Here is a 24574-nt window from a genome sequence, read left to right on the forward strand (position 1 = left end):
GTGGGCTTCTGGAGGACCGTCCTCGGTCTGACCAGGAAGAAGTTCGTCGGGCCGCCCGTCCTGGTGGCGGCGATCGCGCTCGCCCTGGCCGCGTTCTTCCTGGTGCCCAGCCGGTACGTGTCCACCGCGTCGCTGGTGCTCACCGTGCCCGCCTCCGGCGGGACGCTGGAGACCGAGCCCCGGCAGCGGCCTGGCCTGACCAACCCGCTGCTGCAGTTCAACGACGCGCTGCGGACCACGGCGGGCATCCTCATCCTGGCCACGAACACGCCCGAGGTCGCCGCCGAGATCGGGGTGACCGAGGACGGGCCCACCAGCCTGGTCATCAACGACGGCCGTACCAACCCGGACCTGCTCGGCATCAGCACCAACGGGCCGTTCGTGTACATCGAGGTGGAGAGCACCTCGCCGCAGGCGGTCCAGGAGACGATGCGCCGGGCGCAGCTGCGCGTCAAGCAGGAGCTGGCCAAGCGGCAGGTGGCGCTGAGCGCCCCGATCAGCACGCACATCGGGGTCCTCGACGTGATGCCCCCCTCCATCCCCAAGCAGCTCATCCAGGACCGGCTCGTGGCCGGGGTCGCGGGGGGCGCGCTCGGCGTGGTGGGCGGCCTCGCCGTCGCCTACCTCGTCGTACGCCTACGCCGCGCCCGGGTCGAGACCCCGGCCGAAGCAGGCGCGCCTCCGGAGGCCGGAGGCGGCGACGGTGTGCGCGAAGCCGAGGTCGGGGACGGTGTGAGCGAAGCCGGGAACGGCACCCGCCCGGCCGCGTCCCCCGTCTTCCCGATGACCGTGGCCGAGTTGGACGCCGTTCAGGACGAGGGCGACGGTTCGGTGCGGGCCGTGGACGACACCGGGCCGATCGAGGTCGTCGTGCCGCGTGAGGATCAGCTCGACTCGGCCACCTGAGCGCAGCGCCGGATCGCCGCCAGCCTCGCGTCCATCGGCGTGTTCGACTTGGCCGAGATCATCATGCCGACCGCGTCCGGCGGCAGCCGGTCGGCGAAGGCCACGGCCGTCGCCTCGTCCCACGGCTCGTGGTTGTAGCTCAGGTGGCAGATCGTGGTGTTGACCGGTGGCGACGCCTTCAGCACCTCGTCGACGAACACGCCGTACAGGATGAACTCCGAGATGTGCAGCCGCGCGTTGAAGGCGTCCATCCAGTCGCGCCCGGTGACCTCGCTGATCCGCTGCCGCATGGCCAGCACGATCGCGGGGTCCCAGAAGGTCAGCGCCGTCACGTAGTCGGGCAGCGGAAGCGGCGGCGCGGGCGGCAGTCCGAGCAGCTCGCGGGCGACCCGGTGCCACAGCACGTGCCGCCCCATGTCGGCGGTGACGCCGTCGTCCACCCGGTGCAGGCTGAGCCGCCCGTCCACGGTGAAGGACGCCGCGCTGGTGGGCCGTACCAGAACCGCGTCGGAGTCCACGACGAGCATGGTGTCGGCGTCGACCAGGTCCGCGGCGGCGATCTTGACCGTCTGCTGGAGGACCCAGCCGCGCACGGGCGGCCAGGGGCGGCGGTAGTCGACGTGCACATCGGTGCCGGGCACGCGCACATATCTGCTGGGCATCAGCTTCGAGCGGTCCCACACCCGGCAGCGCGGTCCCTCGTAGCGGGCGAACAGCTCCCGGTCGGACGGCGACACGAAGACGTGGTGGACGGTGTCCGGTGAGGTGTGCTCCAGGACGGAACGATGCAGCAGGGCGAACAGCTCGGCGTCCTGCGCGTACGTGGGGGTTACTACCGCCAGTTCGCTCATATAAGGAAATCTCCAGACGCAGCCCTCAATAAGTCCATATCGCGTTATTAGGGATGGTGTTACAGCGTTTGTGTAACGCGCCACGGGGGTTCGCCCGACAACTAGGGGGCGGCAGTCGCAGGGGAGGGCGCGTGGATTTCTGGGGGACGATCCTCGTCCTGGTCCGGCGGTGGTACGTCGCGCTACCGGCCTTCCTGCTGGCCGTCGGCGGCGCCTACGTGGCCTACAGCACGATCCCCACGACCTACACGACCACCGCCGTCCTCCTGCTGACCGCGCCCACCAGCGGCGGCGTCGTCCCGGCGGACCCCGGCCGGCCCATCGCCCGGGTCAATCCGCTGCTGAACTTCGACCACGGGCTCGACGTGGCCGCCTCGATGCTGATCAGCGCCATGAGCACGCCGGACATGGTCGCCGAGCTGGGCACCGCAGAGGGCGATACCAAGTATTCGGTCACCAACGGCACCAACAACCTGGAGTCACTGGCGACCGGCCCGCTGGTGTTCGTCGAGGGGGAGAGCCGCAGCCCGGAGGCGGCCACGGCCATCACGCTGAAGGTCGTCGAGCGGGTCGGGCGGGAGCTGGATCTGCGCCAGCGGCAGGTGCAGGCGCCGCGCGAGACGTACATCACGATGAGCGCGGCCGTGCCGCCCACCACACCGGTGGCGCAGCAGGGCAGAAAGCTCCGCTCCGCCGCCGCCGCGCTCGGCCTGGGCGTCATCGCCGCGCTGTGCGCCTCCTTCGCCGCCGAAAGCCTGCCCGGCTCGGTACGGTCCCGCCTGACCCGCCGCCGCCCACCCCCCGACCTCGTCGCCGAGAAGCCGCCCGAGAAAGCAGTCGAGAAGGCGGAGGCGTAGCCGGTGGTCGCGCGGCTTCCCGGCGCTGACGGTGCCCCGCCCGTCCCGGGACGTCCGGACGGCGCTCCGCCCGCTCCAGGGCGTGCCGACGGCGCTCCGCCGGCTTTGGGGCGGGCGGATGGGGCGACGGTGGCGGCGGTGTTCGCGGTGGCGTTGCTGATCGTGCCCGCCCGGCTGGTGCTGAAGCTGCTGCCGCTCTCCCTCACCCCCGCGAACCTGGTGAGCCTGGCCGCGGCCCTGCTGTGGCTCTGCGCGCAGCTCACCCTCACCCTGGGCGCCGCCAAGGGCGCCAATCCGGTACGGACGGCGCTGTTCGCCTACTTCACCGCCATGGTCGCCACCTTCGGCTTCTCCACCTGGGGCTACCTGGACTCCGACGAGCTCAACCTGTCCGACCACGCCTTCGTGCTGGTGGTGGCGTCCGTGGGGATCGCCCTCACCGTCTGCGACGGCGCGCGTGGGCACCGGCGGCTGGACTTCCTGCTCAAGACGCTGGTGATCGGCGGGGCGGTCGTCGCGGTGATCGGCGCGCTGCAGTTCCTGCTCTCGGTGGACGTGACCAGGTTCCTGGAGCTGCCGATCCTGCGCTACTCCGGCGAGGGCGACTCCTTCGTGCTGGAACGGGCGGATCTGCGCCGGGTGGCCGCCACCACCGGCCATCCCATCGAGTTCGGCGTGACCTGCGCGATGCTGCTCCCGCTGGCCGTGCACTTCGCCACCAAGGCGCGGCTGCGCGGCGAGCCCGCGCTGCGCTGGTGGGCGTGCACGCTGCTCATCGGGCTCGGCCTGATGTTCTCGGTGTCGCGCTCGGCGATGCTGAGCCTGCTCGCCGTCGGCGTGGTGCTGCTGGCCGGCTGGTCCGGCCGGCAGCGGCTGCGGGCGCTGCTGGTGGCCGCCGGGTTCCTGGTGCTCGTCCGGCTGACCGTGCCGGGGCTGCTGGGCGCCATCGCCGGGCTGTTCACGAACCTGTCCAACGACGAGAGCATCCAGTACAGGACGCACGACTACGCCGTCGCCGCGCAGGAGATCGGCGGGCACTTCTGGCTCGGCCGGGGGCTCGGCACCTGGTACGCCCCTAAGCACCAGATCTTCGACAACCAGTACATCCTGTCCATGGTGGAGACCGGGCTGATCGGCACCCTGGCCTACACGGCGCTGTTCGTGGTCGCCTTCTACGCGGCGCTCAGAGCCAGGCATCTGACCGCCGAGCCGGGCGCCCGCGATCTCGGGCTGACCCTCGCGGCCTGCCTGGTCGTGCCGCTGGTCGGGTCGTTCACCTTCGACCTGCTGTCGTTCGCGACGGTGACGGGGCTGTCGTTCCTGCTGATCGGGGCCGCCGGCGCGCTGCTACGCGCCGTACGGGCGGATCGGCGTGGCGGGCCGGCGGCCGATCAGCTCGCGCCCTCGCAGGGCAGCGGGCCGACGATCGAGGTGACCCGATAGTCCGCGTCGATGGTGACCAGCTCGTTGCCCGCCCAGTCGGTACGGCCGCACTCGGAGTCCACGGGTCCGTAGACCCACGACTTGTCGACGAGCTTGTTGCCGCGCACCACCTGCTCGCCGCCCGCGTTGCGCACCTGGATGCTGAACGTGCCGCCCATGACCAGGTTGTCGATGACGACGACGTCGCGCGACTTCTCGTCCACCAGGAAGATCGGCGCGGTGATGTGCTCGGCCGCCCGCTGGTCGACGGTGTTGTGCTGGAAGAGCAGCCCGGTGCCGCCGTTGTAGGCCTGGATGCCGTCGGAGTGGTCGCCGGGGTTGGAGCAGAGCTTGACGAAGGAGTCGCGGATCCGCACGTCGTCGCCGGAGACGCGGAAGCCGTCGCTGTGCCCCTGGACCAGCACCCTGGTCGCGGTGTACTTGTCGTGGCCGATCGCGGGCAGCGGGCCGCAGGTCCCGGCGGCGCCGACCGTGCTGTCCTCGATGGAGAAGCGGAAGGACCTGTCGCCGTCGGCGTTGGTGATGTGGCCGTCGATCACGCTGTTCCTGATGGTGACGTCGTCGGCGTTGACGATCAGCGGGCCGGCGATGTGCACGCCGTCGAGCACGGCGCCACGCTCTCGCACCCGGTAGGCGACGTTCTCGGTGTTGAGCTTGAGCGGGGTGAGCTGCCGCCCCCGTGGCGCGCCCGTACAGGCGGGGGTGGGGTGGTCGGGGCAGGAGCTGCCGTCGGCGCGCACGATCTTCGGCGTGGGCGGCGGGGCGGCGGTCGGCCGGGCGGGCGCCGCCTGGCAGGCGGCGACGAGGGCGAGCGCGCTCGCGGTGACGAGGAGACGTCCGCGCATCACCGCCACCTCTCAGCCACCGAGTCACCCATTGGGTCACTCATTGGATCACTCATTGGGCCGGCGCAGGAGGTCGGCCCACGATCCCGCCGCCAGGTCGCGGTCGCTGATCCCGGTGGGCGGCAGGGGCCACGCTACCTTCAGATCCGGGTCGTCGTAGCGGACCGCGAGATCCTCGGCCGGGTCGTGTTCGCGGTCGATGCGGTAGCAGGTGTCGGCGGGCTCGGTGAGCGCCTGGAAGCCGTGCAGCAGCCCGGGAGGCACGTAGAGGGTCACGAACGCCTCGTCGTCCAGCCGCACCGCCATCCGCCGCCCGAACGTCGCGGAGCCCGGCCTGGCGTCCACCAGCACGTCGTAGATCGCCCCCCGCGCGCAGCGCACCAGCTTCGCCTCGCCCAGCCCGCCGCGCCCGTGCAGGCCGCGGACGGTGCCGCGGCGCGACCTGGACTGGCTGTCCTGGATGAACGACTCCGGCGACAGGCCCGCCTCGGCGGCCACGGCCGCGTCGAACGTCCGGGTGAACAGGCCGCGCTGGTCGCGGTGCGGCGTGGGGGCGAACAGCAGCACGCCCTCAATCTCGCCTCGCTCCACTCTCATGAGTCGTCCCTCCTCCTGGCGGTGTGATGAAGTTCAAGGTCAGCGTCGTGATCCCGGCGCACAACGAGGAAGCGGTCATCGCGCGCGGCCTGGACGCGTTGCTGGCCGGGACCTCGCCCGGCGAGTTCGACGTCGTGGTGGTGGCCAACGGCTGCGCCGACCGTACGGCGAGCGCCGCGGCCCGGCCGGGGGTGCGGGTGCTGGAGACCTCGCTGCCCGGCAAGGTCAACGCGTTGCTGCTGGGCGACGCCGCCTGCCGCGCCTTCCCGCGCGTCTACCTCGACGCGGACGTACGGCTGGACGCCGCGTCGGTGCGGGCGCTGGCGGAGGCGGCGGCCCGGCCGGGGGTGCTCGCCTGCGCGCCGGTGCCCGAATGGGACCTGACGGGGGCGGGGCCGCTGGTCAGGCGGGTGCACCGGGTGCACGACCGGCTGATCGCACCGGCGCGCGCTCTGGCGGGCGTGGGGGCGTACGTGCTCACCGAGCAGGGGCACGAGCGGGCCTTTCCGCTGCCGGACGTGATCTCCGACGACGGCTGGGTGGACGGCTGTTTCGCGCCCGGAGAGCGGGCCGTGGTGCCCCGGGCCCGCACGGTGGTCCGCCCGGCCCGCACCGTCCGCGCCCACCTGGCCCGGCGGGTCCGGGTCCGGCAGGGCAACCGGCAGCTCGCCGAGCTGGGCCGGCCCGCCCGTACGCTGCGCGCGGGGGCGCTGCGCGAACTGCTCGCCCGCCGCACGGTGAGCCCGCTCGACGCCGCCTGCTACCTCGCCGTCCTGGCCGCCGACCGCGTCCTCACCCGCCTGCGCGGCGACCGAGCCCGATGGGGTACGGACACCGGCAGCCGTCACCGTGATTCCACGGCCGCGTCGTAAGCCGCCAGTAGTGCGGCCTTCGAATGCTCCCAGGACAGTGGCCCGGCCACCCGACGCCTGCCCAGCTCGCCCATCCGCCGGCGTTCGGCCGGGTCGTCCAGCAGCCGGGCGATCAGCTTGGCGAACTCCGACTCGTCGTTGGCCGGCGCGTACAGGGCGGCCTCGCCCGCCGACACCCGCGCCTCGCGCAGCTCGAAGGAGACGATCGGCTTGGCCATCGCCATGTACTCCATGACCTTGTTCATCGTGGAGACGTCGTTGAGCGGGTTCAGCGGATCGGGGGACAGGCACACGTCCGCCGTCGACAGGTGGCGCATCAGGTCCTCGTCGGGGATCCTGCCGGTGAACTCGACGTCGTCGCCCAGACCCAGCTCCCGCGAGAGCGCCACCATCGCGTCGAAGGTGTCGCCGCCGCCGATGAACACCGCGTGCCAGTCGCTCCGCCCGTGCTCGTCCCGCAGCCGCGCCAGGCTGCGCAGCGCGTAGTCGACGCCGTCCTGCGGCCCCATCACGCCCAGATAGCACAGCAGGTACGGCTTGCCGCGCCGCAGCGACTCCTCGGGCGGCACCTGGTGGAAGCGTTCCACCACCGGGGCGCTGCGCACCACGAAGACCTCCTCGGCGCGCTTGCCGCCGCGTGACAGCGCGACCTTCCGGTAGCTCTCGTTGGTGGCGATCACCACGTGCGCCGCCCGGTACGTCCGCCGCTCCAGCCAGCACACGGCCCGGTAGAGCCGGTCCCGGCCCCGGTCGAAGCGCGACAGGTAGAGCTCGGGCACCAGGTCGTGCTGGTCGAAGACGAACCGGGTGCCGCCGCGCCGCATGGCCAGCGCGAGCAGGAAGAACAGGTCGGGCGGGTTGCAGCCGTGCACCACGTCGAACCGGCCGAACCGGGCCGTCAGCCGCCTGGCCAGCCGGAAGGTGTGCCACAGCGCGGAGCCGTACTCGCGCAGGTAGCCGGCGGGGCCGCCGGTGGCGGCGCGCAGCGGGTAGCGGTGGATGTGGACGCCGTCGATCACCGCTTCCGGCTCGGTGTCCTGCTTGGCGCCCTGGGGGCAGATGACGTGCACCTCCCAGCCGGCCGCGCGCAGGGCGGTGCTCTCCTGCCAGACGCGCCGATCGAGCGGTACGGAAAGGTTTTCGACGAGGATGAGCGCTCTACCAGCCAATGCCCACGTAGTCCCTTCTGTCGCGGTGCGTCGCGGCGCCCGGCATGCGCACGAGATCGACGATCACCTTGCCGCCGGAGCCGCCGGAGCCGCCGGAGCCGCCGGAGCCGCCGGAGCCGCCGGAGCCGCCGGAGCCGCCGGAGCCGCCGGAGCCGTTGGTGCCGTAAGCGTCGTCAGCGCCGTTCGTGTCCTCCAGCGCCTCCAGTGCCGCCAGCACGGCTGGGTCGGTGCAGCCGACCACGCACACCTCCGCGTGGTCGAGCACCTCCTCGACGGAGTCGCCGAGGAGGTCTTCCAGGTGGGGCAGCCGCTCGGCGATGTAGGCGCGGTTGGCTCCCATCAGCCGGGACAGGGACACGTTGGCATCGTAAATGCGCAGGTCATAGCCCTTGCCGAGGAGCCGCTCGGCCAGCTCCACCATCGGGCTCTCGCGCAGGTCGTCGGTGCCCGGCTTGAACGACAGGCCGAACAGCCCGATCCTGCGCCGGCCCGGCGCGGTGACCAGGTCGAAGGCGCGCTGCAGGTGAGCCTCGTTGGCCGGCAGGACGTGCGACAGCAGCGGAACGGACACGTCGGCCATCCGGGCGGCGTACACCAGGCCGCGCAGGTCCTTGGGCAGGCAGGAGCCGCCGAAGGCGAAGCCGGGACGCAGGTAGGCGGGGCTGATGTTGAGCTTGCGATCGGCCAGGAAAACGTCCATGACCCGGTACGAGTCGAGCCCCAGCGCCTGGCAGACGGCGCCCAGCTCATTGGCGAAGCCAATCTTCACCGCATGAAACGCGTTATCCGCATATTTCGTCATCTCGGCTACGGGGATCGGCACCCTGAACACCTCGCCGGGTAACTCCTCGTACAGCGCGGCCACCACGTCGCCGCTGGCCTCGTCCGACTCGCCGATCACCGTCTTGGGCGGCGCGAAGAAGTCGCGCACGCTGGTGCCCTCCCGCAGGAACTCCGGGTTGACCGCCACCCCGAAGTCCACCCCGGCCCGCAGCCCCGACGACCGCTCCAGGATCGGGACGAGCAGCTCGGCGCAGGTGCCGGGCAGCATGGTGCTGCGGAAGACCACCACGTGCCCCGCGCGCAGGGACCGGCCGATCTGCTCGGCGACGCGCTCCAGGTAGGTCGTCGAAAGGCTGCCGTTCGGGGCCGACGGCGTGCCGACGCAGACCAGCGAGACCGCGCTCCAGGCGACCGCTTCGGCCGCCTCCGTGGTCGCCCGCAGGCTCCCGTCGCGCACCGCCCGCTCGACCAGCTCGCCGATCCGCTCCTCGACGATCGGCGCCCGGCCGGCGTTGATCATGTCCGCCTTGACCGGGTTGACGTCGACGCCCACCACCTCGTGTCCCATCGAGGCGAGACAGGCCGCCGAGACACATCCCACGTAGCCGAGCCCGAAGACGCTGATCCGCATAGCTGCCCTCCGCCGTGGACCTTGGGCAAACGGTCTGCCCCTCCGCCGTGGATCGTGGGGCAGCGATCTTCCCCCCGCCTCCAAGGGATATGTCGGGCATGTCTATTGGAACGTTACGGCTGTGTCCTAGTCCGGACATCTCGTAGTATCGCCCGTGCGTGGACCATCGCCGCAGCGGCGGCGCGGCGTACCGGATTCCGCGTCACCAGCCCCTGGCCGACCTGCGTCTGGCCGGTCTTGGCCCGGCGCTTGTACTCGTCCTCGCCCCGGCCCAGGTCGATCCGCGAGATCCCGAGAGCCGGGGCCGCCCCCACCAGCTCGCGCAGCAGGATCCAGCCCGGCGACAGCCTGGCGAACTCCGGGTCGTACACCGGGAACCACCAGTGCAGCACCCCGCCCGCGCGCAGCCCGAAGTGCGCGGCCAGCAGCCTCGGCCCGGCGTGCAGCGTCGACAGCATCCCGCCGAACGACCCGTCACGGGTGCGCAGCAGGCTCTCCAGCAGCCGCGCCCGGTCGGGCTCCGCGAAGTAGTCGCGGGCGCCGGTCGCCGCGTACTGCGCCCGCTTCAGCGCGATCACTCGCGCCAGCGCCTCCGGGTCGGCCGAGTCGGCCACGAACCGCACCGCGCCGTGCTCACGCTCGGCCTTGGCCGCCCTGCGCCGGGCCTGCCCCATGTTGTCCTTACCGCTCTTGGAGGCCCGCCCCAGATAACCCGCCAGCCCGCCGGTGACGTCCAGGTAGGGTGACGGCCTCCTGGAGACCACCCAAGGCTCGAAGCCGGGCGCCTGATCCACCAGATGATCGAACGCATAACCGGTAGCACCACCCCGCAGCAGCTCAAGCGGCCGGAAGCCGGTCCCCGCCGCGAGCACGGGCCCCTGAAAGTCAGCCGCCGGCCACCCAACAGGCCGCAGCAACCGCCCTTCCCGGTGATACGCCACCAAAGCCACGACCCCACCCCCCGCGCCCGCGATCGCGCCGCCTGTACGGCCGTGCTCCCCACCGCTTGCGTCACCGCCCGTGGCGACGGCCACCTGTACGGCCCGTCCCGCCGCATGCACGGCCGCCGCGAAACCCGGATGGAAGTACGGGCTGTCCAGGGCCGGGTTGGCGCCCCGCAGCGCATGCCAGGCGTCCAACTCCGCCGCACCCAGCTCATCGAACGGCACGATCCGCATCCCGCCCTCGCCTCCCGTCACTGAGGGAGGGCCGTCATGCGGAGGGACGGCCGGAGGAGCGCCGTCAGCGAGGCCCTTGAGGTCGGCCGGCCGGTCAGCGCCCGTACCGCCTCGCCCGCCAGCACGGCCAGGTAGTAGGCCGCCCCCGCGACCGGGCCGTGGCGTCGCCGGTAGAGCCGTACCTTGTTGACGACCAGCAGCGCGGCCAGTACCGGGTTCACCCCGGAGTCGCCGCCGATGTGCTCGATCACCGACGCGGGCTCGTACCAGGTGCTCCACCCGAGGTCGGCGGCGCGCAGGCAGAAGTCCGTCTCCTCGCTGTAGAGCAGGTACGACTCGTCCCACGCGCCCACCTCGCGCACCACCCGCGACGAGATCAGCAGGGCCGCCCCTGTCGCCCAGGCGTACGCCCCGGCCTCGGCGTACGCGCGGGGGTCGGTCACCAGCTCGCCCAGCGTGCCGAGCCGCCCGGCCCGGTCCCCGCCGAGCACCGCCTCGGCCACCGCCCGGCCCACGGTCGGCGCCCTGCGCAGCGACGGCTGCAGCGAGCCGTCCGGGTTCACCATGTGCGGCACCGCGATCCCCCGGCCGGGCTCGTCCAGGCAGGCGAGCAGGGGCGCGACAGCTCCCGGGCGCAGCCGGCAGTCCGGGTTGAGCACGTACACGGCAGTTACGTCGTCGAGGTCGAGCGCCGCGAGCCCGGCGTTGATCGCCGCCGCGTAGCCGGCGTTCCTGCCGAGCTGGACCACCTTGACCGGCAGGTCGGCCCGGTCGGCGATGGCGGTGGAGCCGTCCTTGGAGGCGTTGTCGGCCACCACCACGTCGGCCAGCTCGACCCCGGCCGCGCCCGCGGGCAGCGAGGCCAGGCAGCCTTCGAGCACGTCCGCGCTGTTGTAGGTGACGATCACCACGGCGATCCTGGGCGGCATCAGCGCACCCGCTTATACAGGCGCTTGGCCAGTTTGGCGGCCCGGCGTGGCAGCGCGGGGCCGCCCGCCAGGAGGCGGGTGAGCCGGCCGCTGTCGAGGTCGGGGCGGAGGCTGTTGCGCGGCTGGAGCCAGGCGTCCGGCCGGGCCCGGCCGCCGTCGCTGGTGTAGGCGCGGGTCACCCCCGCCCGCCGCAGCCGGCTCAGCACCCGCCTGTCGTACGAACCGAACGGGATGGCGACCCGTGACACCGGCTCGCCGGTCAGCTGGCCGAGCAGGTGGTGGGCGGCGGACAGCTCCTCGACGGCCTGCCCGGCGTCCAGCGTGCGCCAGTCGCGATGCGCCCAGCCGTGCGAGCCGACCCGCATCCCGGCGCGCAGCAACTCGCGAACGCCGGTGGAGTCGAGCCTGCCCGGCTCGCCGAGCAGCCCCGCCAGTACGAAGAACTCCGCCCGCAGCCCGCGCTCCACCAGCCGGGGCAGCGCGATCTCCACGTCCGAGGCGTTGCCGTCGTCGAAGGTGATCCGCACGTCGGGCCGCCCGGCCACCGCGTCCATCACCCGCTCGAACTGGGCCACGCTCACCCAGGTCCCGTCCTCGCCCGGGTCGAGCTCGCGGACCGACTCGCCGATGCCGTGCACGGTCAGGTTGGTCACCGCACGCATCCCGCCCCCTGATCAGAAGCCGCCAGGAGTGATATCGGTGTCCGAGATGGACCGTTACAGGCGCTTGGTGTACCAGGTAATGGTTTGCCCGGAGCTGTCCATCTCCATCAACAGCTCCGCCAGCTTCTCCAGGGTCACGGCCCGCGCGATGTGCCGGTATCCATGCACTTCAGGCTGTGGGCACGGACGACCACAGCGGCGTAGCCCGTACCACTCACACGCCCCTTGGCACACCTCCCAGCGCTGACCGAACTGGGCGGCAAGCGCCTCAGCCGTCAAGCCACCCGACCCGTCGCCCTCTCGCCCCGCACGCCTGGACACCTGCATGTCCCTCTCCGTGCCCCTCATCGCTCCGCCGCGCCCCCGCCCCGACGTGCCGCAGCCGCCGGATACATCGCCTCGAACCGCTCCCGATACAGCCCCGCGATCCGCCGCGCCGCCGTCTCAGCCGACGAAGCCGGGCACGAGGTGTAGCGCCACCGCCCCGGCTCCGTAGGCGCGTCCAGCGACCAGAGAAAGCGCCACTCCCGCCCACTCCACTGACACCACACGTTCAGACCCACCGCCCACATCCCCACCAGCGCGACCCCATCGCTCTCGGAGATCCGCGACTCGACCCCATGCTCGGCCAGATGACTAGCCAGCTCCCGCGCCATCCGCCCCGCCGGGCTCATCTCCCCAACACTCGGGCGCACGCCACCACGGCCATCCGCCTTCACACCCTCCCTCCCAGCCGAGGCAGGAGAGCCCACACCCCGCGCTCACCTGCCGTCGTGAGATCGGTGCCCCAGCACCCGCGTGTCAGGTCATCCACCACCCACAGACCCCGCCCCGTCGTTTCGTCAGGGCCAGGGATGCGCGGCAACGGCACGGCCTCCGACGTCCCAGGACCGACGACGGCCAGCCGCCAGTAGTGCCGCTCTCCCTCCACCTTCGGTACGAGGCTCATCCGCACCCAAACACCGCACCCGTGAACGAGCGCGTTGGTGACCAGTTCGGAGGCGATGAGCTGTAGATCACCAAGCGCCGGATGGTCGCCCATCCATCCTCGAAGCTCACGACGGGCCAGCGCGGGAAGCAGAGCACAGTCGTTCAGCTCACTGAACAGCCACACCTTGACGCCTGCGTATGGATGCTCTGACACGGCTACTCGCATGGTCACCTACCTTGCGGGGTTCGGGAGTGATGAGTGATCCAGATGTCGTCATGAATGCCAACCATGCATTCATGGTGTTTCCAGGTGATCTCGACCGCCTGCGAAATTCGCCCCGCGGGGTCGCCGCGCACAGGAGGTAACGCCCTGAGCCGCAGTCCTTACCGGAGAAACTCCGCTTCCATCTTTGTTGCTCACGTGCAACTGAGAGGCTAAGCGCAAGGCCCAGTGTGCACCTAAAGGGCATGCAACTGCAAGGCATGAAGATGCACACCTTGCAAATATCGGGAAGGCAACTGAGATGCAAGACGACCCCGCCATGCGAGATGATGTCCATGTGCCGACGAGACGACAGCCGCCTACCGTTCGCATGCGCCGGTTGGCGGCCGAGCTTCGTCGCCTCCGCGATGCTGCGGGACTCTCCCAGGAAGACGTCACCAGCCAAACCGGCGTGAACGTCGCTACCCTCTACCGGATCGAAACAGGCCGGACCAAGCCACAGCTCAGAACCCTCAATGCACTCCTAGACACCTACGGAGTGACTGGCCCCAATCGCGAAGCCTTGATCCTCCTGCAGAAGGACGCCGGCAAGCGAGGTTGGCTGAACACATCTGACTCTGGCCTTCCCGAGCAGTACACGGCGTACATCAACTTCGAGGCAGAGGCCCGCGAGATCCTCAACTTTGAGAGCATCTTCATCCCCGGCCTGCTCCAGACCCCGGACTACGCTCAGGAAGTCATCGCAGGTGTCCTGCCCACCGCGACCGACGACGACATCCAACGCCGCGTTGACGCCAGGCTCAAGCGCCAAGAGCTCTTGGGCGCTCCAGAGGCCCCGCAGCTTTGGGCCGTCATCGATGAAGCAGCCTTGCACCGTCGCGTCGGCGGATCTTCCGTCATGCGGGACCAGCTTCTTCACCTGGCCACTCAGGCACGTAGCCCGCACATCACAATCCAAGTGGTCCCGTTCAAGGCCGGTGCCCATCCGGGCATGCCCGGCAGCTTCATCATCTTGCGCTTCGGTCCGATCGCTCCCGACATCGTCTACATCGACAGCATGGGTGGCGATCTCTTCGTTGAAGGGGAAGCCGAGCTAATCAGGCATAACATGGTTTTTGAGCATCTTCGCGCCATAGCGCTCAGCCCTTCCGACACGGTGACGCTGCTGACATCCCTGAGCGAAGATCATGATTGAGAGGAGCTAGGGTGCAGCCCGACCTTTCCAAGGCCAAGTGGCGAACGAGCCGGTTCAGCGGTAACGGGGCAAGCTGCGTCGAGGTCGCCGTCCTACGTGGTCGTGACGCCGGTGTTCCCAACAAGGCTGGCGAAGAGTTCGTTGTGGCCCTTCGTGACACCAAGAACCGAGACCGTGAGCCTCAGGTCTTCACCATCTCCGAGTGGGACGCCTTTCTCGCCGGCGTGGCCGAGGGTGACTTCAGCTCCGCATCCTTGATCGCTGGCCACCAAGACGTTGCAGTTGTTTGACACGTCTCGGAGGGGAGTCGTAAAGCGCGAACGCCCGACTATCGCTCGTGCCCTGGGCGTTCGCACATCAGAGGGGTGAAGAGCAGCTAAGGCGAAGAGAATTGAGATTTTTTGGGAACCCCCTCGGGTCGGCCCCCGTGATGCGTGCCTGACGGCCCGCTGGACTCGACGTAGGTCCGGGAAAGACCGAAGAGCTTGAAGAACCCGCCTCCGGTGAAGCTCAGACTCCGGGATGGCGATGGATGGGAACTGCTCTCCGGCCTAGCCCAGCCGACCTACGAAACCATAAAGATCATCCAGAGGGTCATGGAGGCAAATGATCGAGAATGAGCTGGCCACGGCCGCATGGCGGAAGGCCACCGCCAGTGGTGGGACTGGCGGCGACTGCGTAGAAGTCGCTCCGCTCAGCCAGGGCCGTGTTGCCGTGCGAAACAGCAAGGATCGCAGTGGGCCTGCTCTAGTGTTCACGGCGTCGGAATGGGCTGCATTCAGTGACGGCATGTCCAAGGGAGAGTTCAACTTCTAGGGCCTCAAGCTTGCAGGGGGCCCGCCGCTTACCGGGCGGGCCTGCCTTCGGCGAGGGCGCAGCCTCCGGGAGGCGCCACTGGAAATCCCACTCAAGGCCAGGGTCCGTACCCTACGGGCGCTCGGCGTACCAGGCGATGGTCTGCCGGAGATCGGCCTCCAGGCTCGTGGCGGGCCGCCAGCCGAACACTCGCGGGTCGGCCGGCCGATGCCGTGCACGGTCAGGTTGGTCACCGCACGCTCGCCGATCTTCCCGCGTGTTTCGCCCGTCGATTGTGGCCTGGGCTGCGCGTCACGAGGCGAGCACGTTGGCCCAGTCGAGCACCCAGCGCCAGCTTCCATCGGCCTGACGACGCGCCACCTCCACGGGGACGTCACCGATCGGCAAGTGGCGACTGGTCAACGCCAGGTCACCGTTGACCAGCGACGGCCTGTCATCAACGGCGGAGAACTCAACACCCGAGGCGACCAGCTCCTCGAAGGCCGCGCGCAACTGATCATGCCCGACCGCGAGCGTGCCGTCGGGGAACCTGGACACCGCGTCAGGCTCGAACAGCTCAACCACTCCGCCGACATCACCGGCATTCACCCGCTCGAAGAACAGGCGGGACAGGTCCCTGGGCTCCTTGGCGACCTCTCGGCTCATCATGTGCTCCTTCATCGATATCTCTTGGTCACAAGGTAGGCCGGGGGCGCGCGTAGAGCATCGGGCGGTGGTCCGACACCAGGCTCGGCCTTTGGCCCTACGCCGTCTGGGCCCAGGTGGCGATCTGGACGCGGCTGCGCACGCCTAGTGCCGCGTCAGGCAACGGTGTTGAGTAGGTGGGATCGGGCGCCGATGAGAAATGGCGCCGACAGTCGTCTAAGTACGGTCCGGTTAAAACGCGCTGCGCGCATCAAGGGAGAGCAACGAGATGAGACCACTTCGATACTCGATCAACGTCACGCTCGACGGCTGCTGCCATCACGAGGCAGGGCTCCCCCCGGACGAGGAGTCGATGCGCTACTGGACCGCTGAGATGGAGCGAGCCGATGCCCTGCTATTCGGCCGGGTGACCTACGAGATGATGGAGTCGGCGTGGCGGAAGCCGGCCACGGACACGTGGCCTGACTGGATGGATGAGTGGCAGATCCCGTTCGCCGAGACCATCGACCGGGCGAAGAAGTACGTCGTGTCGAGCACGCTGAGCGGGGTCGATTGGAATGCCGAGCTGGTGCGAGGCGACTTGGGGCAAGCGGTTCAGCGGCTCAAGCAGGAGTCAGGCGAGGGCCTGTGGGTGGGTGGCGTGACGCTCCCCCTGGCGTTGGCAGATCTGGGACTGATCGACGAGTACGAGTTCCTTGTGCAGCCGGTCCTTGCCGGACACGGGCCGACGTTGCTCGCCGGTCTGCGTGAGCGCATCCAGCTCGAGCCCGTGGACCGCCATGAGTTCCGGTCGGGGGCGGTCGCCCAGCGATACCGGCCCACGCGAGTTACGGCTTGACGTGATTTATCCTGGCACGTTGACCTCTCCCTCGCGACGGAACGACGGCCCGGGGTTGCGTTGGCCACGCTGGCTGTGCCCCCGAACGCGCGGACATATCGACGGGGGACATCGCCCCGAGGTGCCGGTAGCGGATCGGGGCGGTTGTGATCCCTCATTCCCGTCCTCAGAGGACCTGAGTGTTTCTAGGGATCTGTCCTCTACGGGCGCTCGGCGTACCAGGCGATGGTCTGCCGGAGTCCGGCCTCCAGGCTGGTGGCGGGCCGCCAGCCGAGCACGCGCTCGGCCGGCCCGGGGTCGGAGCGCTGTGTACGGTCGAGCGGCCGGGCCGCCACCGCCCCGAACCTCGGCCGCACCGTGCGGTCGGTCGTTGTGTCGTTCACCAGGGTGGTGAGGAGTTCGACGGTGTCGCGGATGGACACCGGCTCCGGCGTGCCGATGTCGAGCACCTGGCCGGCCGCCGACCCGTCCGCGCCGGCCAGGAGGAACGCGTCCACCACGTCCTCGACGTACACCCAGGTCACCATTCTGGCCCCGGAGGTCAGCTCCGGCTCCTGGCCGCGTAGCAGCGACAGCGTCACGTACGGCACCAGTTTGGTGGTGTCGGGCTGGCCGGGGCCGTACACCATCGCGACCCGCAGCACTGATACGGGCACCTGCCACAGGGCGTGGAACATGCGGGCGTAGCCGGTGGCGGCGGCCTTCGCGGCGGCGTACGGGGAGCTCGGCGCGAGGCCGTCACGCGGCTCCTCGACCGACCCGGCGAGCACCACGCTACGCACCGGCGTGCCGGTTACGGCCGTCAGCAGGTTCACGGCGGCGGTGAGGTTGGCCGCGAAGGTGGGCGCGACCGTGCCCGGCTCGCGTACTCCGGTGACCTCGCTGGCCAGGTGGAAGACCACTTCAGGGGAGACCCGCGCCACCAGGTCCGCGGTCGCGGCGGCGTCGCTGAGGTCGGCCACGTGCCACTGCTCGCCGTGCCGGGAAGCCTCGAGTGGGCGGCGGCTGACCGCGTGCACCTGTGCGCCGAGGGTGGACAGGCGTCTGACCAGGTGGGCGCCGATGAAACCGGTGGCTCCCGTGACCAGTACCCGTGTGTCGTGCCAGGGCGGCATCTGTCCTCCCGCTAGTCGTGTCGTTCGGGGTCGGGGATCGGGTCCCCGGTGTCGTGCCAGACGTTGCCCGTGCCGCCGGTCAGCTTCGTCCGGCTGCTCAGCAGGATCGGGCAGTCGTAGGCGGAGTCGCGGCCGAAGCGGTTGCCGGTGACACGCTGGCCGGTCAGCGGGCGGCCGAGGGGTGTGTGGTCGATGTTGATGACGCAGCCGCCGCCGTTGAGGTAATTGTTCTCGATGCGCAGGTCGTCGGCCGAGGACTGGACGGCCGCGTTCGGGTCCTCGGTGGTGGACAGGTCGATGGTGTTGTGCACCAGGTGCACGCCGCGCTGGTCGGCGAAAGCCTGGACGCCGTCGTTGTGCGTGGCGCCGCCGCCCTGGTCGGGGTCGGCGGCGAACCAGCTCAGGTCGTGGATGTAGGAGTCCTGGAGGAGTGTGCCGGTGTGCGCTTTGACGCCGTCGACCGTGCCGGCGAACTCCGAGCGGTAGATCCTCGTGGCGGCGGCCCAGATGCCGTCGACGGACGGTGACGGGTACGCCGGACGGAACTCGGAGTCCTCGATCACGGTGTCGCGGGCGTGCTCGGTGTCGAGCAGCGGGCGTACCCGGTCGGCGACGCCGCCGCGGAAGACGCAGTTCCGGAAGGTGACGCCGCGCCCCGTCACCTCGACGAAGCCGTGGAAGTCCATGCCCTCGACGAGCTCGCCGTCCGTGGCGAAGGTCCGGTCCCCGGTCAGCACCGTGAGCCGGGTGCCAGGGCGCACGCCCGTGCTGGTGGCGTCCGGGAAACCGGGTGGGACGGCGGTCGTGGCGCTCGGGTGACGGGGCACGCCGGTGGTGGCGGTCGGTGAACCGGGTGGGACGGTGGTGGTGGGGCCGGGCTCAAGGGCCGGGAGCGCCGTGCGCGCGGGCTCGCCGGTGCCCCGCGCGATCGTCACGGCCAGCACCAGGGCGGCGATCGCGGCCAGGACGTACCACCACGTCTTCGCCACCCCGGCATCGTGCCCTGAGAACCGCCCGGCGCGCCAGGCGTCCCGCCGGCGCCTGCGGGACGCCAGAGCAAGGCGTTCCGCAGGCGGCAGGCGTTCCGTCAGCGGCAGTGCGGGCAGCTCGGCCCGCGCGGCCCGTCCCGTCGGCCACCACCGCGGGAGTGCACCGCCCGGTGGACGGCGGGCCGGGTGTCGGCGAGGGATGAGTCGCTGGTCAGGATGGCCACCTCCAGGCGGCGTAGCTCCGGCGAGGGCTCCAGCCCGAGGTCACGGGCCAGGATGCGCCGGCCGTCGCGGTAGACCTCCAGGGCCTCCGCCTGACGGCCGCCCCGGTACAGGGCGACCATGAGCTGACTGCGGAACCTCTCGCGCAGCGGATGCTCGCGCACCAGCACGGTGAGCTCCCCGACGAGGTCCGCGTGCCGCCGCAGTCGCAGGTCGGCGTCGATGCGGTCGGCCAGCGCGGCCAGCCGCTCCTCCTCCAGGCGGGTGGCCTGGCGGTGCAGGAACGGGATGTCGCTCAGGCCGGACAGCGCGGGCCCCCGCCACAGGCGCAGGGCCTCGCGCAGCAGGTCACCGCCCTTGGGGGTGTGCCCGGCGGCGAGCGACCGGCGTCCCTGCTGGACGAGCCGGTCGAACTTCCAGGCGTCCACCGCGTCGTACGGCGCCCGCAGCAGGTAGCCGGTGGACCGGTGGATGATCTCCGCGCCCGATCCCAGCGTCCGTCTGAGCCGGTGCAGTTGCAGGCGCAGGCGCTTGCTTCCGGCGTCGCCCGCCTCGGGCCCCCACAGGGCGTCGATCAGGACGTCGCTGCGCGCGACCGTGCCGTGGTGGCAGAGCAGCATGGCGAGCAGGCTGCGCTGCTTGATCGAGCGCACCGATAAATGATGCTCCCCGTCGGACACTTCCAGTGTTCCCAGAACACCGAACTCCATGGATGTACCCTCCCGCGCCGTTCCCGAGCGTCCCTATGTCTGGGGAGGATATTCATTCTTCTCGCCATGTGACCCCTGTCCGGGAAATCGCGGTGAAACGCAAGTGAAACGCGCTTTACGCACACTTAAGGCTGGCCGGTGGGGAGTGTGCCGGTCTTACGTGTTATTTCAGGGATAGGACCTCAGATGGGTGATAAAGGTGGATTTAATTAGATTTGTTACTGGCCGCTCTTCGGGTCGATCGGCAATCGCGCTGGCCGGTGCGGCCACCTTGGTTCTCGGCTTCGCCGCTCCTCAGCCGGCCCCGTCGGAGCCCGACAGGGAGCACGCTTCTCCACTGAAGGCGCCGGTCGAGCGGCCGAAAGTGGACAAGCTGGGGCCGCTGCCCAAGGTCACGACGAAGGGCGCCGTACAGCTCGACCGCTCGACCCGCGCCGCCACCTCCGAGCGCGCGCTGGCCGCCGCCGCCGGCGACCGGGTCGCGCTGCGGGCCCTGATCGTCGCCGTCGACGACACCGACTGGGGGGTCGCGACCTGGAAAGCGGCCCTCGACCGCGTCGGCGCGCCGTACGACGTCCTCTACAGCAAGACGCAGCCGCTCACCGCCGCCGACCTGCTCCAGGCCGACGGTACGGGCAAGTACAACGCCATCCTGCTGACCAACAACTCGCTGCTCCATTTAGACGGCTCCGACTACGTCAGCGGTTTCGACGCCGACGAATGGAACGTTCTATGGGCGTACGAGCGGGACTACAACGTTCGTCAGGTCTCGCTCTACACCGCGTACGGGACCTGGCCGGAGGACTACTGCCTGCGCGCCGGGAGCGAGGGCGGCGTGGGCGCCTCCCCGATCAGCACCGCGCTGACCTCGGCGGGCGGGGCCGTGTTCGACTATCTCAAGACCGGCGTCAACGTCCCCATCTCGCTCTCCTACCTCTACCGGAGCACGATCGCGGCGAACTGCCAGGCCGACCCGATCATCACCAGCGGCGGTGACGTCCTGGGCGTGCGCAGCACGTCCACCGACGGCCGCGAGCGCATGGCGCTGACCTTCACCTCCAACCAGTACCTGCCGCAGACCGACCTGCTGGCTTACGGGCTGTTCAGGTGGGCGAGCAGGGGACTGCACCTCGGCGAGCGGCGGCACTACCTCAACGTCGACGTGGACGACTGGTTCAACCACACCGACCACCTGTACGCCAACGGGACACTGGAGACGAACCCCGGCTACCGGATGTCCTGGGCCGACGCGGTGAGCACCTACCAGCAGCAGAACAGCTTCCGCACCGCCAACCCGCTGGCCTCCGGCTTCAAGCTCAACGTCGCCTACAACGGCGAGGGGGCGAACCCGGCCACACTCCCTCAGTGCCTGCTGCCGCTGCCACTGCCGCTGCCGGGCTTCGACGGCCTCACCGGCTACTCGCGCTGCCGGGCCTCGTCCTTCTCCTGGATCAACCACACGTTCTCGCATCCGAAGATGAACGTGCTCGACTACGCCACCAGCCGCGCCGAGATCCAGAACAACCTCACCAGGGCCACGGCGCTGGGCCTGCCGGTGGACCCGACGGTGCTCAAGACCGGGGAGTACTCAGGGCTGGGCGTCTATCACGACGATCCGAACAACGACATCGACCCGCCCACGGACCACGGCCTGGCCGCCTCGAACCCGCACCTGCTGCAGGCCGCCGAGGACCTCGGCGTGAAGTATCTGCACGGCAACATGTCGTTCGCCAGCCACCGCCCGTCGTGCTTCAACTGCGGCATCCAGCACCCGCTCAAGCCCTCGCTCATGATCGTGCCCGACTGGCCGACGAACATCGCCTACCACACGACCACGCCGGCCGAGGAGACGCTCTTCTACAACTCCTACTACGGTCCGTCGGGGTCGTTCCCCTACTGGCCGGTCAACCAGACCTACACGCAGATCCTGGGGCACGAGAGCGACGTCGCCATGGCGCACGTCATGTCGGGGTCGATCTACACCCACACCTTCCACCAGGGCAACCTGCGCAACAACGGCAGCAACAAGAGCCTGGTCTTCGACTGGCTGAACGCCGTGCTGGCCAAGTACAACGGCTACTACGGCGTACCGCTGCTCACCCCGACCTGGGGCGCGCTCGCCCAGCACGTCGAGCGCCGCACCCGGCACTTCGCCGGGCTCGGGGACGTCAACGCCGTCTACGACCGGGCGGCGGGCACGATCACCTTCACCGCGACGGCGAACGCCGCCGTCTTCGCCACCAACGCCGCGCTCCCCGGGGCGACGGCGTACGGCACCGACACCGGCGCGCACGTGGCGCTGACGGCGGGAGTGCCCGTCACGGTGCCGGCGAGCGTGCGGCCGTGAAGGTGACCCTGGTGTCCGAAGGCACCTACCCGTTCGCCATGGGCGGGGTGAGTGTGTGGATGGACCAGCTCATCAGGGGCATGCCCGACTACCGGTGGGACGTCGTGGCGATGACGGTGGACGGCGGGGAGCGTCCCGTCTGGGACCTGCCCGCCAACCTCGAACAGGTCATCTCCATCCCCCTGTGGAAGGGCGGGTACCGGCGCAGCGGCCGGCCCCCGGGAGCGGCCTTCGGCGAGGCGTACGGGCGTTTCCTCCAGATCGTGCTCACCCCCGCCGTCATGGGCGCGGGCAGCGAGGAGTTCCTGTCGGCGCTGGAGTCGCTGTACGGCTTCGCCCGCGACGGCGGCGACCTGGCCGGCGCGCTCACCGCCAACGAGTCGCTCAGCCAGCTCATGGACGCCTGGTACTGGAACAGGACCGACGGGCTCACCCTGGCCGACGCGATCACGGCGGGCGACCTGATGGGCCACATGCTGCGCCCCCTGGCCGGGCCGCCGCTGCGCACCGACCTGACCCACGTCGCGATGAACGGGCTGAGCATGCTGGTCGCGATGGCCGCCAAGTGGCGCTACGGCACGCCGATCGTGCTGTCGGAGCACGGCGTCTACCTGCGGGAGAGATACCTGCAGTACGTCAACGAGCCGGTCTCGCACGCGGTCCGGGTGCTGCTGCTCAGCTTCTTCAGGCGGCTGGCCGGAGCCTCCTACGTCGCCGCCGACCGCATCGCCCCGCACTCGACGTACAACCGGCGCTGGCAGTTGCACAACGGCGCCGACCCGGACCGCATCCGCGTCATGTACAACGGCGTGGACCCGGAGGACTTCCCGCTGGCCGAGTCGGACCCGGAGACGCCGACGCTGGTGTTCATGGGCCGGGTGGACCCGCTGAAGGACCTGCACACCCTGATCCGCGCGTTCGCGATCGTCCACGACAAGATCCCCGAAGCCAGGCTGCGCCTGTTCGGCGGCGTGCCCGCGGGCAACGAGACCTACTACGAGAGCTGCCTGGCCCTCATCGCCGAGCTGGAGCTGGACGGCAGCGCGGTGTTCGAGGGCCGGGTCTCGACGCCGGTCGACGCCTACCACGCGGGCAGCGTCGTCGCCCTCACCAGCATCTCCGAAGGCTTCCCGTACACCGTGGTCGAGGCCATGGCGTGCGGCAGGCCGGTGGTGTGCACGAACGTGGGCGGCGTCGCGGAGGCGGTCGCCGACGCCGGGTTCATCGTGCCGCCGCGCGACCACGTGGCCGTCGCCGACGCCGCCGTGCGGCTGCTGCGGGACGCCGGCCTGCGCGGACGGCTCGGCGAGATCGCCCGCGCCCGCGTTCTGGAACGTTTCACGCTGCGCCAGTCGCTCGACGACTACCGGGGCGTCTACGAGGAGCTCGCTTCGTGACGACCCTAGCTCCGAACGAGGGCGCCGCCGCAGACGGCGTCCTCGACGAGCTCATCGACCCCATGGTCGCCAGGCTGTCGCGCGCCGTGGAGCCGCTGCAGGTGGCCGCCATCCTGGAGAGCGAGGGGCTCAACGACCGGATCGCCCGCGACCGGTACGGCCACCCCGACGTCTTCTCGCTGGCCGAGGCCGCCTACTCCCGCATGACGGTCAGAGGGCGGGACCTTCCGCCGCCGCCCGCGCCCGGCCTCGTGCCGCAGCGCGCCCGCCCGCTCGCCCAGATCCTGCACGGGCTCCTGTACGGCCTGCCCGCCGTGCTGCTCCCCGCCGCCTCCGGGCTCGTGGGCACCCGGTGGCTGATGCCGGGCCTGGTGCTCACCACCGGGATCGGCTGGGTCCTCGGCAGCGCCGCCGCGCAACTGGCCTACACGCTGGTGGGACGCGGCCACCTCCGCTCGGCCGGCCGGGTGCTGCGTACCGGCCTGATGCTCGGGATCGGCGCCGCGATGCTGACGGCCACCGTGATCTGCATGGTCAGGGGCGGCCCGGTCTCGCTCGTCGCGCTCTGCGTGATGCAGATGGCCTTCCAGATCGCCTCCGGCATCCTGCTGTTCTACCGGTGCGAGGGCCGGCTCGCGGCGATGATGCTGCCCGCGGTGGCGGCGGGCCTGGCCTACGTCGCCGTCGGCGACAGCCGGGCCGGCCTGCTGACCGTCATCCTGGGGGCGATCTGCATCGCCGCCATCGTGACCGCCGCCGTCCTGCTGACGCTGGCCGACGGCCAGGACGGCCCGGCGTCCGAGCCGCCGCTGCGCACGCTGGTCCGCGCCCACCTGCGCGGCCTGCTGCCCGCCTTCCTCTACAGCACGCTGTGCGCGCTCTTTCTGCTCCAGGCGGAGGCGAGGTACGTCCTCGACCGGAGCGACCTGGCCATCGCCGGCGCCGGGCTGGTGCTCGGCATGGGGGTGCTGGAGTACCGGGCGCACCTGTTCGAGGACCGGGCCAGGGCGACGCTGCGCGAGGTCTTCTACCCGGCGCAGTTCATCGCGTCCGGCCGCCGGCTGGTCGCCGGCGGCCTGCTGGTCTGCGTGGCCGCGCTGGCCGCCCTGTCGGCCGCGCCGCTCGCCTTCCTGTACGCCACCCAGGCGCTGTCGGCGGAGAGCGCCGTCATGGCCGCCGCCCACGTGACCGTCGGCGGCGCCTACTTCCTGACCTTCCTGCTGGCCAACCAGGGCAAGGTCGCGCACCTGTGCGTGGCGCAGGGTCTGGCCCTGGCCGTCCACCTGGGCGCGCGGCTGCTGCTGCCCGGTGCGGAGTCCGCACTGGCCGACGTCCTGCTCTTCCTCTGCGCGGGACTGCTCTTCCTCATCATCCTGCTCGTCCTGATGGTCACCGGCCTTCGGGACGTCCGCAGATATCGCTGA

At 70.5% G+C, this 24574-nt stretch carries 24 protein-coding genes; 11 read left to right on the forward strand and 13 right to left on the reverse strand.

Features of this window, described 5'->3' with window-relative positions; all coding sequences use genetic code 11:
- Nucleotides 1-906 (forward strand): hypothetical protein, encoded by a 906-nt coding sequence (locus tag OHA68_RS16685; protein WP_327108453.1) that lies wholly within the window; start codon nucleotides 1-3, stop codon nucleotides 904-906.
- On the opposite strand, the gene OHA68_RS16690 is transcribed toward OHA68_RS16685, so the two are convergent.
- Nucleotides 885-1757: a DUF6492 family protein gene (locus tag OHA68_RS16690; RefSeq protein ID WP_327108454.1), complete on the reverse strand. Its 873-nt coding sequence runs from the start codon at nucleotides 1755-1757 to the stop codon at nucleotides 885-887. The two genes, OHA68_RS16685 and OHA68_RS16690, sit on opposite strands and share 22 nt — an antisense overlap.
- A 131-nt stretch (nucleotides 1758-1888) precedes the next feature.
- Between OHA68_RS16690 and OHA68_RS16695 the strand changes: the two genes are divergently transcribed.
- Nucleotides 1889-2614 (forward strand): hypothetical protein, encoded by a 726-nt coding sequence (locus tag OHA68_RS16695; RefSeq protein WP_327108455.1) that lies wholly within the window; start codon nucleotides 1889-1891, stop codon nucleotides 2612-2614.
- A gap of 129 nt (nucleotides 2615-2743) precedes the next feature.
- A complete protein-coding gene (locus tag OHA68_RS16700) occupies nucleotides 2744-4057 on the forward strand; it encodes an O-antigen ligase family protein (protein WP_327108456.1) in 1314 nt (437 codons plus the stop codon).
- Here OHA68_RS16700 and OHA68_RS16705 read toward each other — a convergent pair.
- Nucleotides 4006-4902 (reverse strand): hypothetical protein, encoded by an 897-nt coding sequence (locus tag OHA68_RS16705; protein ID WP_327108457.1) that lies wholly within the window; start codon nucleotides 4900-4902, stop codon nucleotides 4006-4008. The genes OHA68_RS16700 and OHA68_RS16705 overlap by 52 nt on opposite strands.
- Nucleotides 4903-4950: 48 nt before the next feature.
- Nucleotides 4951-5499 carry a dTDP-4-dehydrorhamnose 3,5-epimerase family protein gene (locus OHA68_RS16710; protein WP_189142216.1) on the reverse strand — a complete coding sequence of 183 codons (549 nt, stop codon included), beginning with the start codon at nucleotides 5497-5499 and terminating at the stop codon, nucleotides 4951-4953.
- Nucleotides 5500-5525: 26 nt separating this feature from the next.
- Between OHA68_RS16710 and OHA68_RS16715 the strand changes: the two genes are divergently transcribed.
- Complete coding sequence (locus OHA68_RS16715; RefSeq protein WP_327108458.1) at nucleotides 5526-6371, forward strand: glycosyltransferase; 846 nt, start codon at nucleotides 5526-5528, stop codon at nucleotides 6369-6371.
- Here the strand turns inward: OHA68_RS16715 and OHA68_RS16720 are convergent.
- From OHA68_RS16720 to OHA68_RS16745, 6 genes are all read right to left on the reverse strand, one after another.
- Entirely contained in the window at nucleotides 6344-7540 is a 1197-nt protein-coding gene (locus OHA68_RS16720; protein ID WP_327108459.1) for a glycosyltransferase family 4 protein, read from the reverse strand. The genes OHA68_RS16715 and OHA68_RS16720 overlap by 28 nt on opposite strands.
- Nucleotides 7530-8954, reverse strand: a complete 1425-nt coding sequence (locus OHA68_RS16725; RefSeq protein ID WP_327108460.1) for a nucleotide sugar dehydrogenase — start codon at nucleotides 8952-8954, stop codon at nucleotides 7530-7532. Before OHA68_RS16725 ends, OHA68_RS16720 begins: the two co-directional genes overlap by 11 nt.
- A 113-nt stretch (nucleotides 8955-9067) precedes the next feature.
- Nucleotides 9068-10132: a GNAT family N-acetyltransferase gene (locus OHA68_RS16730; protein ID WP_327108461.1), complete on the reverse strand. Its 1065-nt coding sequence runs from the start codon at nucleotides 10130-10132 to the stop codon at nucleotides 9068-9070.
- Nucleotides 10133-10149: 17 nt separating this feature from the next.
- A complete protein-coding gene (locus OHA68_RS16735) occupies nucleotides 10150-11061 on the reverse strand; it encodes a glycosyltransferase family 2 protein (protein WP_327108462.1) in 912 nt (303 codons plus the stop codon).
- Entirely contained in the window at nucleotides 11061-11723 is a 663-nt protein-coding gene (locus OHA68_RS16740; RefSeq protein ID WP_327108463.1) for a polysaccharide deacetylase family protein, read from the reverse strand. Before OHA68_RS16740 ends, OHA68_RS16735 begins: the two co-directional genes overlap by 1 nt.
- Nucleotides 11724-12067: 344 nt before the next feature.
- Nucleotides 12068-12397: a hypothetical protein gene (locus OHA68_RS16745; RefSeq protein WP_327108464.1), complete on the reverse strand. Its 330-nt coding sequence runs from the start codon at nucleotides 12395-12397 to the stop codon at nucleotides 12068-12070.
- A gap of 849 nt (nucleotides 12398-13246) precedes the next feature.
- Between OHA68_RS16745 and OHA68_RS16750 the strand changes: the two genes are divergently transcribed.
- From OHA68_RS16750 to OHA68_RS16760, 3 genes are all read left to right on the forward strand, one after another.
- A complete protein-coding gene (locus OHA68_RS16750) occupies nucleotides 13247-14071 on the forward strand; it encodes a helix-turn-helix domain-containing protein (protein ID WP_327108465.1) in 825 nt (274 codons plus the stop codon).
- Nucleotides 14072-14082: 11 nt separating this feature from the next.
- Complete coding sequence (locus OHA68_RS16755) at nucleotides 14083-14361, forward strand: DUF397 domain-containing protein (protein ID WP_327108466.1); 279 nt, start codon at nucleotides 14083-14085, stop codon at nucleotides 14359-14361.
- Nucleotides 14362-14677: 316 nt separating this feature from the next.
- Nucleotides 14678-14887 carry a DUF397 domain-containing protein gene (locus OHA68_RS16760; RefSeq protein WP_327108467.1) on the forward strand — a complete coding sequence of 70 codons (210 nt, stop codon included), beginning with the start codon at nucleotides 14678-14680 and terminating at the stop codon, nucleotides 14885-14887.
- 291 nt (nucleotides 14888-15178) lie between these two features.
- Here the strand turns inward: OHA68_RS16760 and OHA68_RS16765 are convergent, their stop codons facing one another.
- Nucleotides 15179-15535: a YybH family protein gene (locus OHA68_RS16765; RefSeq protein ID WP_327108468.1), complete on the reverse strand. Its 357-nt coding sequence runs from the start codon at nucleotides 15533-15535 to the stop codon at nucleotides 15179-15181.
- A 265-nt stretch (nucleotides 15536-15800) separates the two neighbouring features.
- Between OHA68_RS16765 and OHA68_RS16770 the strand changes: the two genes are divergently transcribed.
- A complete protein-coding gene (locus OHA68_RS16770; protein WP_327108469.1) occupies nucleotides 15801-16370 on the forward strand; it encodes a dihydrofolate reductase family protein in 570 nt (189 codons plus the stop codon).
- 200 nt (nucleotides 16371-16570) lie between these two features.
- Here the strand turns inward: OHA68_RS16770 and OHA68_RS16775 are convergent, their stop codons facing one another.
- The 3 genes from OHA68_RS16775 to OHA68_RS16785 form a co-directional block, all read right to left on the reverse strand.
- On the reverse strand, nucleotides 16571-17485 hold the full coding sequence (locus tag OHA68_RS16775; RefSeq protein ID WP_327108470.1) for an NAD-dependent epimerase/dehydratase family protein: 915 nt from the start codon (nucleotides 17483-17485) through the stop codon (nucleotides 16571-16573).
- Between the two features lie 11 nt (nucleotides 17486-17496).
- The gene (locus OHA68_RS16780; protein WP_327108471.1) at nucleotides 17497-18474 is read right to left on the reverse strand and encodes a hypothetical protein; all 978 of its coding nucleotides are present in this window, start codon (nucleotides 18472-18474) and stop codon (nucleotides 17497-17499) included.
- A gap of 98 nt (nucleotides 18475-18572) precedes the next feature.
- The gene (locus OHA68_RS16785; RefSeq protein ID WP_327108472.1) at nucleotides 18573-19349 is read right to left on the reverse strand and encodes an AfsR/SARP family transcriptional regulator; all 777 of its coding nucleotides are present in this window, start codon (nucleotides 19347-19349) and stop codon (nucleotides 18573-18575) included.
- A gap of 421 nt (nucleotides 19350-19770) precedes the next feature.
- Between OHA68_RS16785 and OHA68_RS16790 the strand changes: the two genes are divergently transcribed.
- The 3 genes from OHA68_RS16790 to OHA68_RS16800 are packed head-to-tail and all read left to right on the forward strand — an operon-like array spanning nucleotide 19771 to nucleotide 24574.
- Nucleotides 19771-21753 (forward strand): Agd3-related carbohydrate deacetylase, encoded by a 1983-nt coding sequence (locus tag OHA68_RS16790; protein WP_327108473.1) that lies wholly within the window; start codon nucleotides 19771-19773, stop codon nucleotides 21751-21753.
- Complete coding sequence (gene pelF / locus OHA68_RS16795; RefSeq protein ID WP_327108474.1) at nucleotides 21750-23150, forward strand: GT4 family glycosyltransferase PelF; 1401 nt, start codon at nucleotides 21750-21752, stop codon at nucleotides 23148-23150. Before OHA68_RS16790 ends, pelF begins: the two co-directional genes overlap by 4 nt.
- Nucleotides 23147-24574, forward strand: coding sequence for a hypothetical protein (locus OHA68_RS16800; protein ID WP_327108475.1), 1428 nt, complete (start codon nucleotides 23147-23149; stop codon nucleotides 24572-24574). The genes pelF and OHA68_RS16800 overlap by 4 nt, the downstream gene beginning before the upstream one ends.

Source organism: Nonomuraea glycinis (assembly GCF_035920485.1).
Lineage (GTDB): Bacteria > Actinomycetota > Actinomycetes > Streptosporangiales > Streptosporangiaceae > Nonomuraea > Nonomuraea glycinis.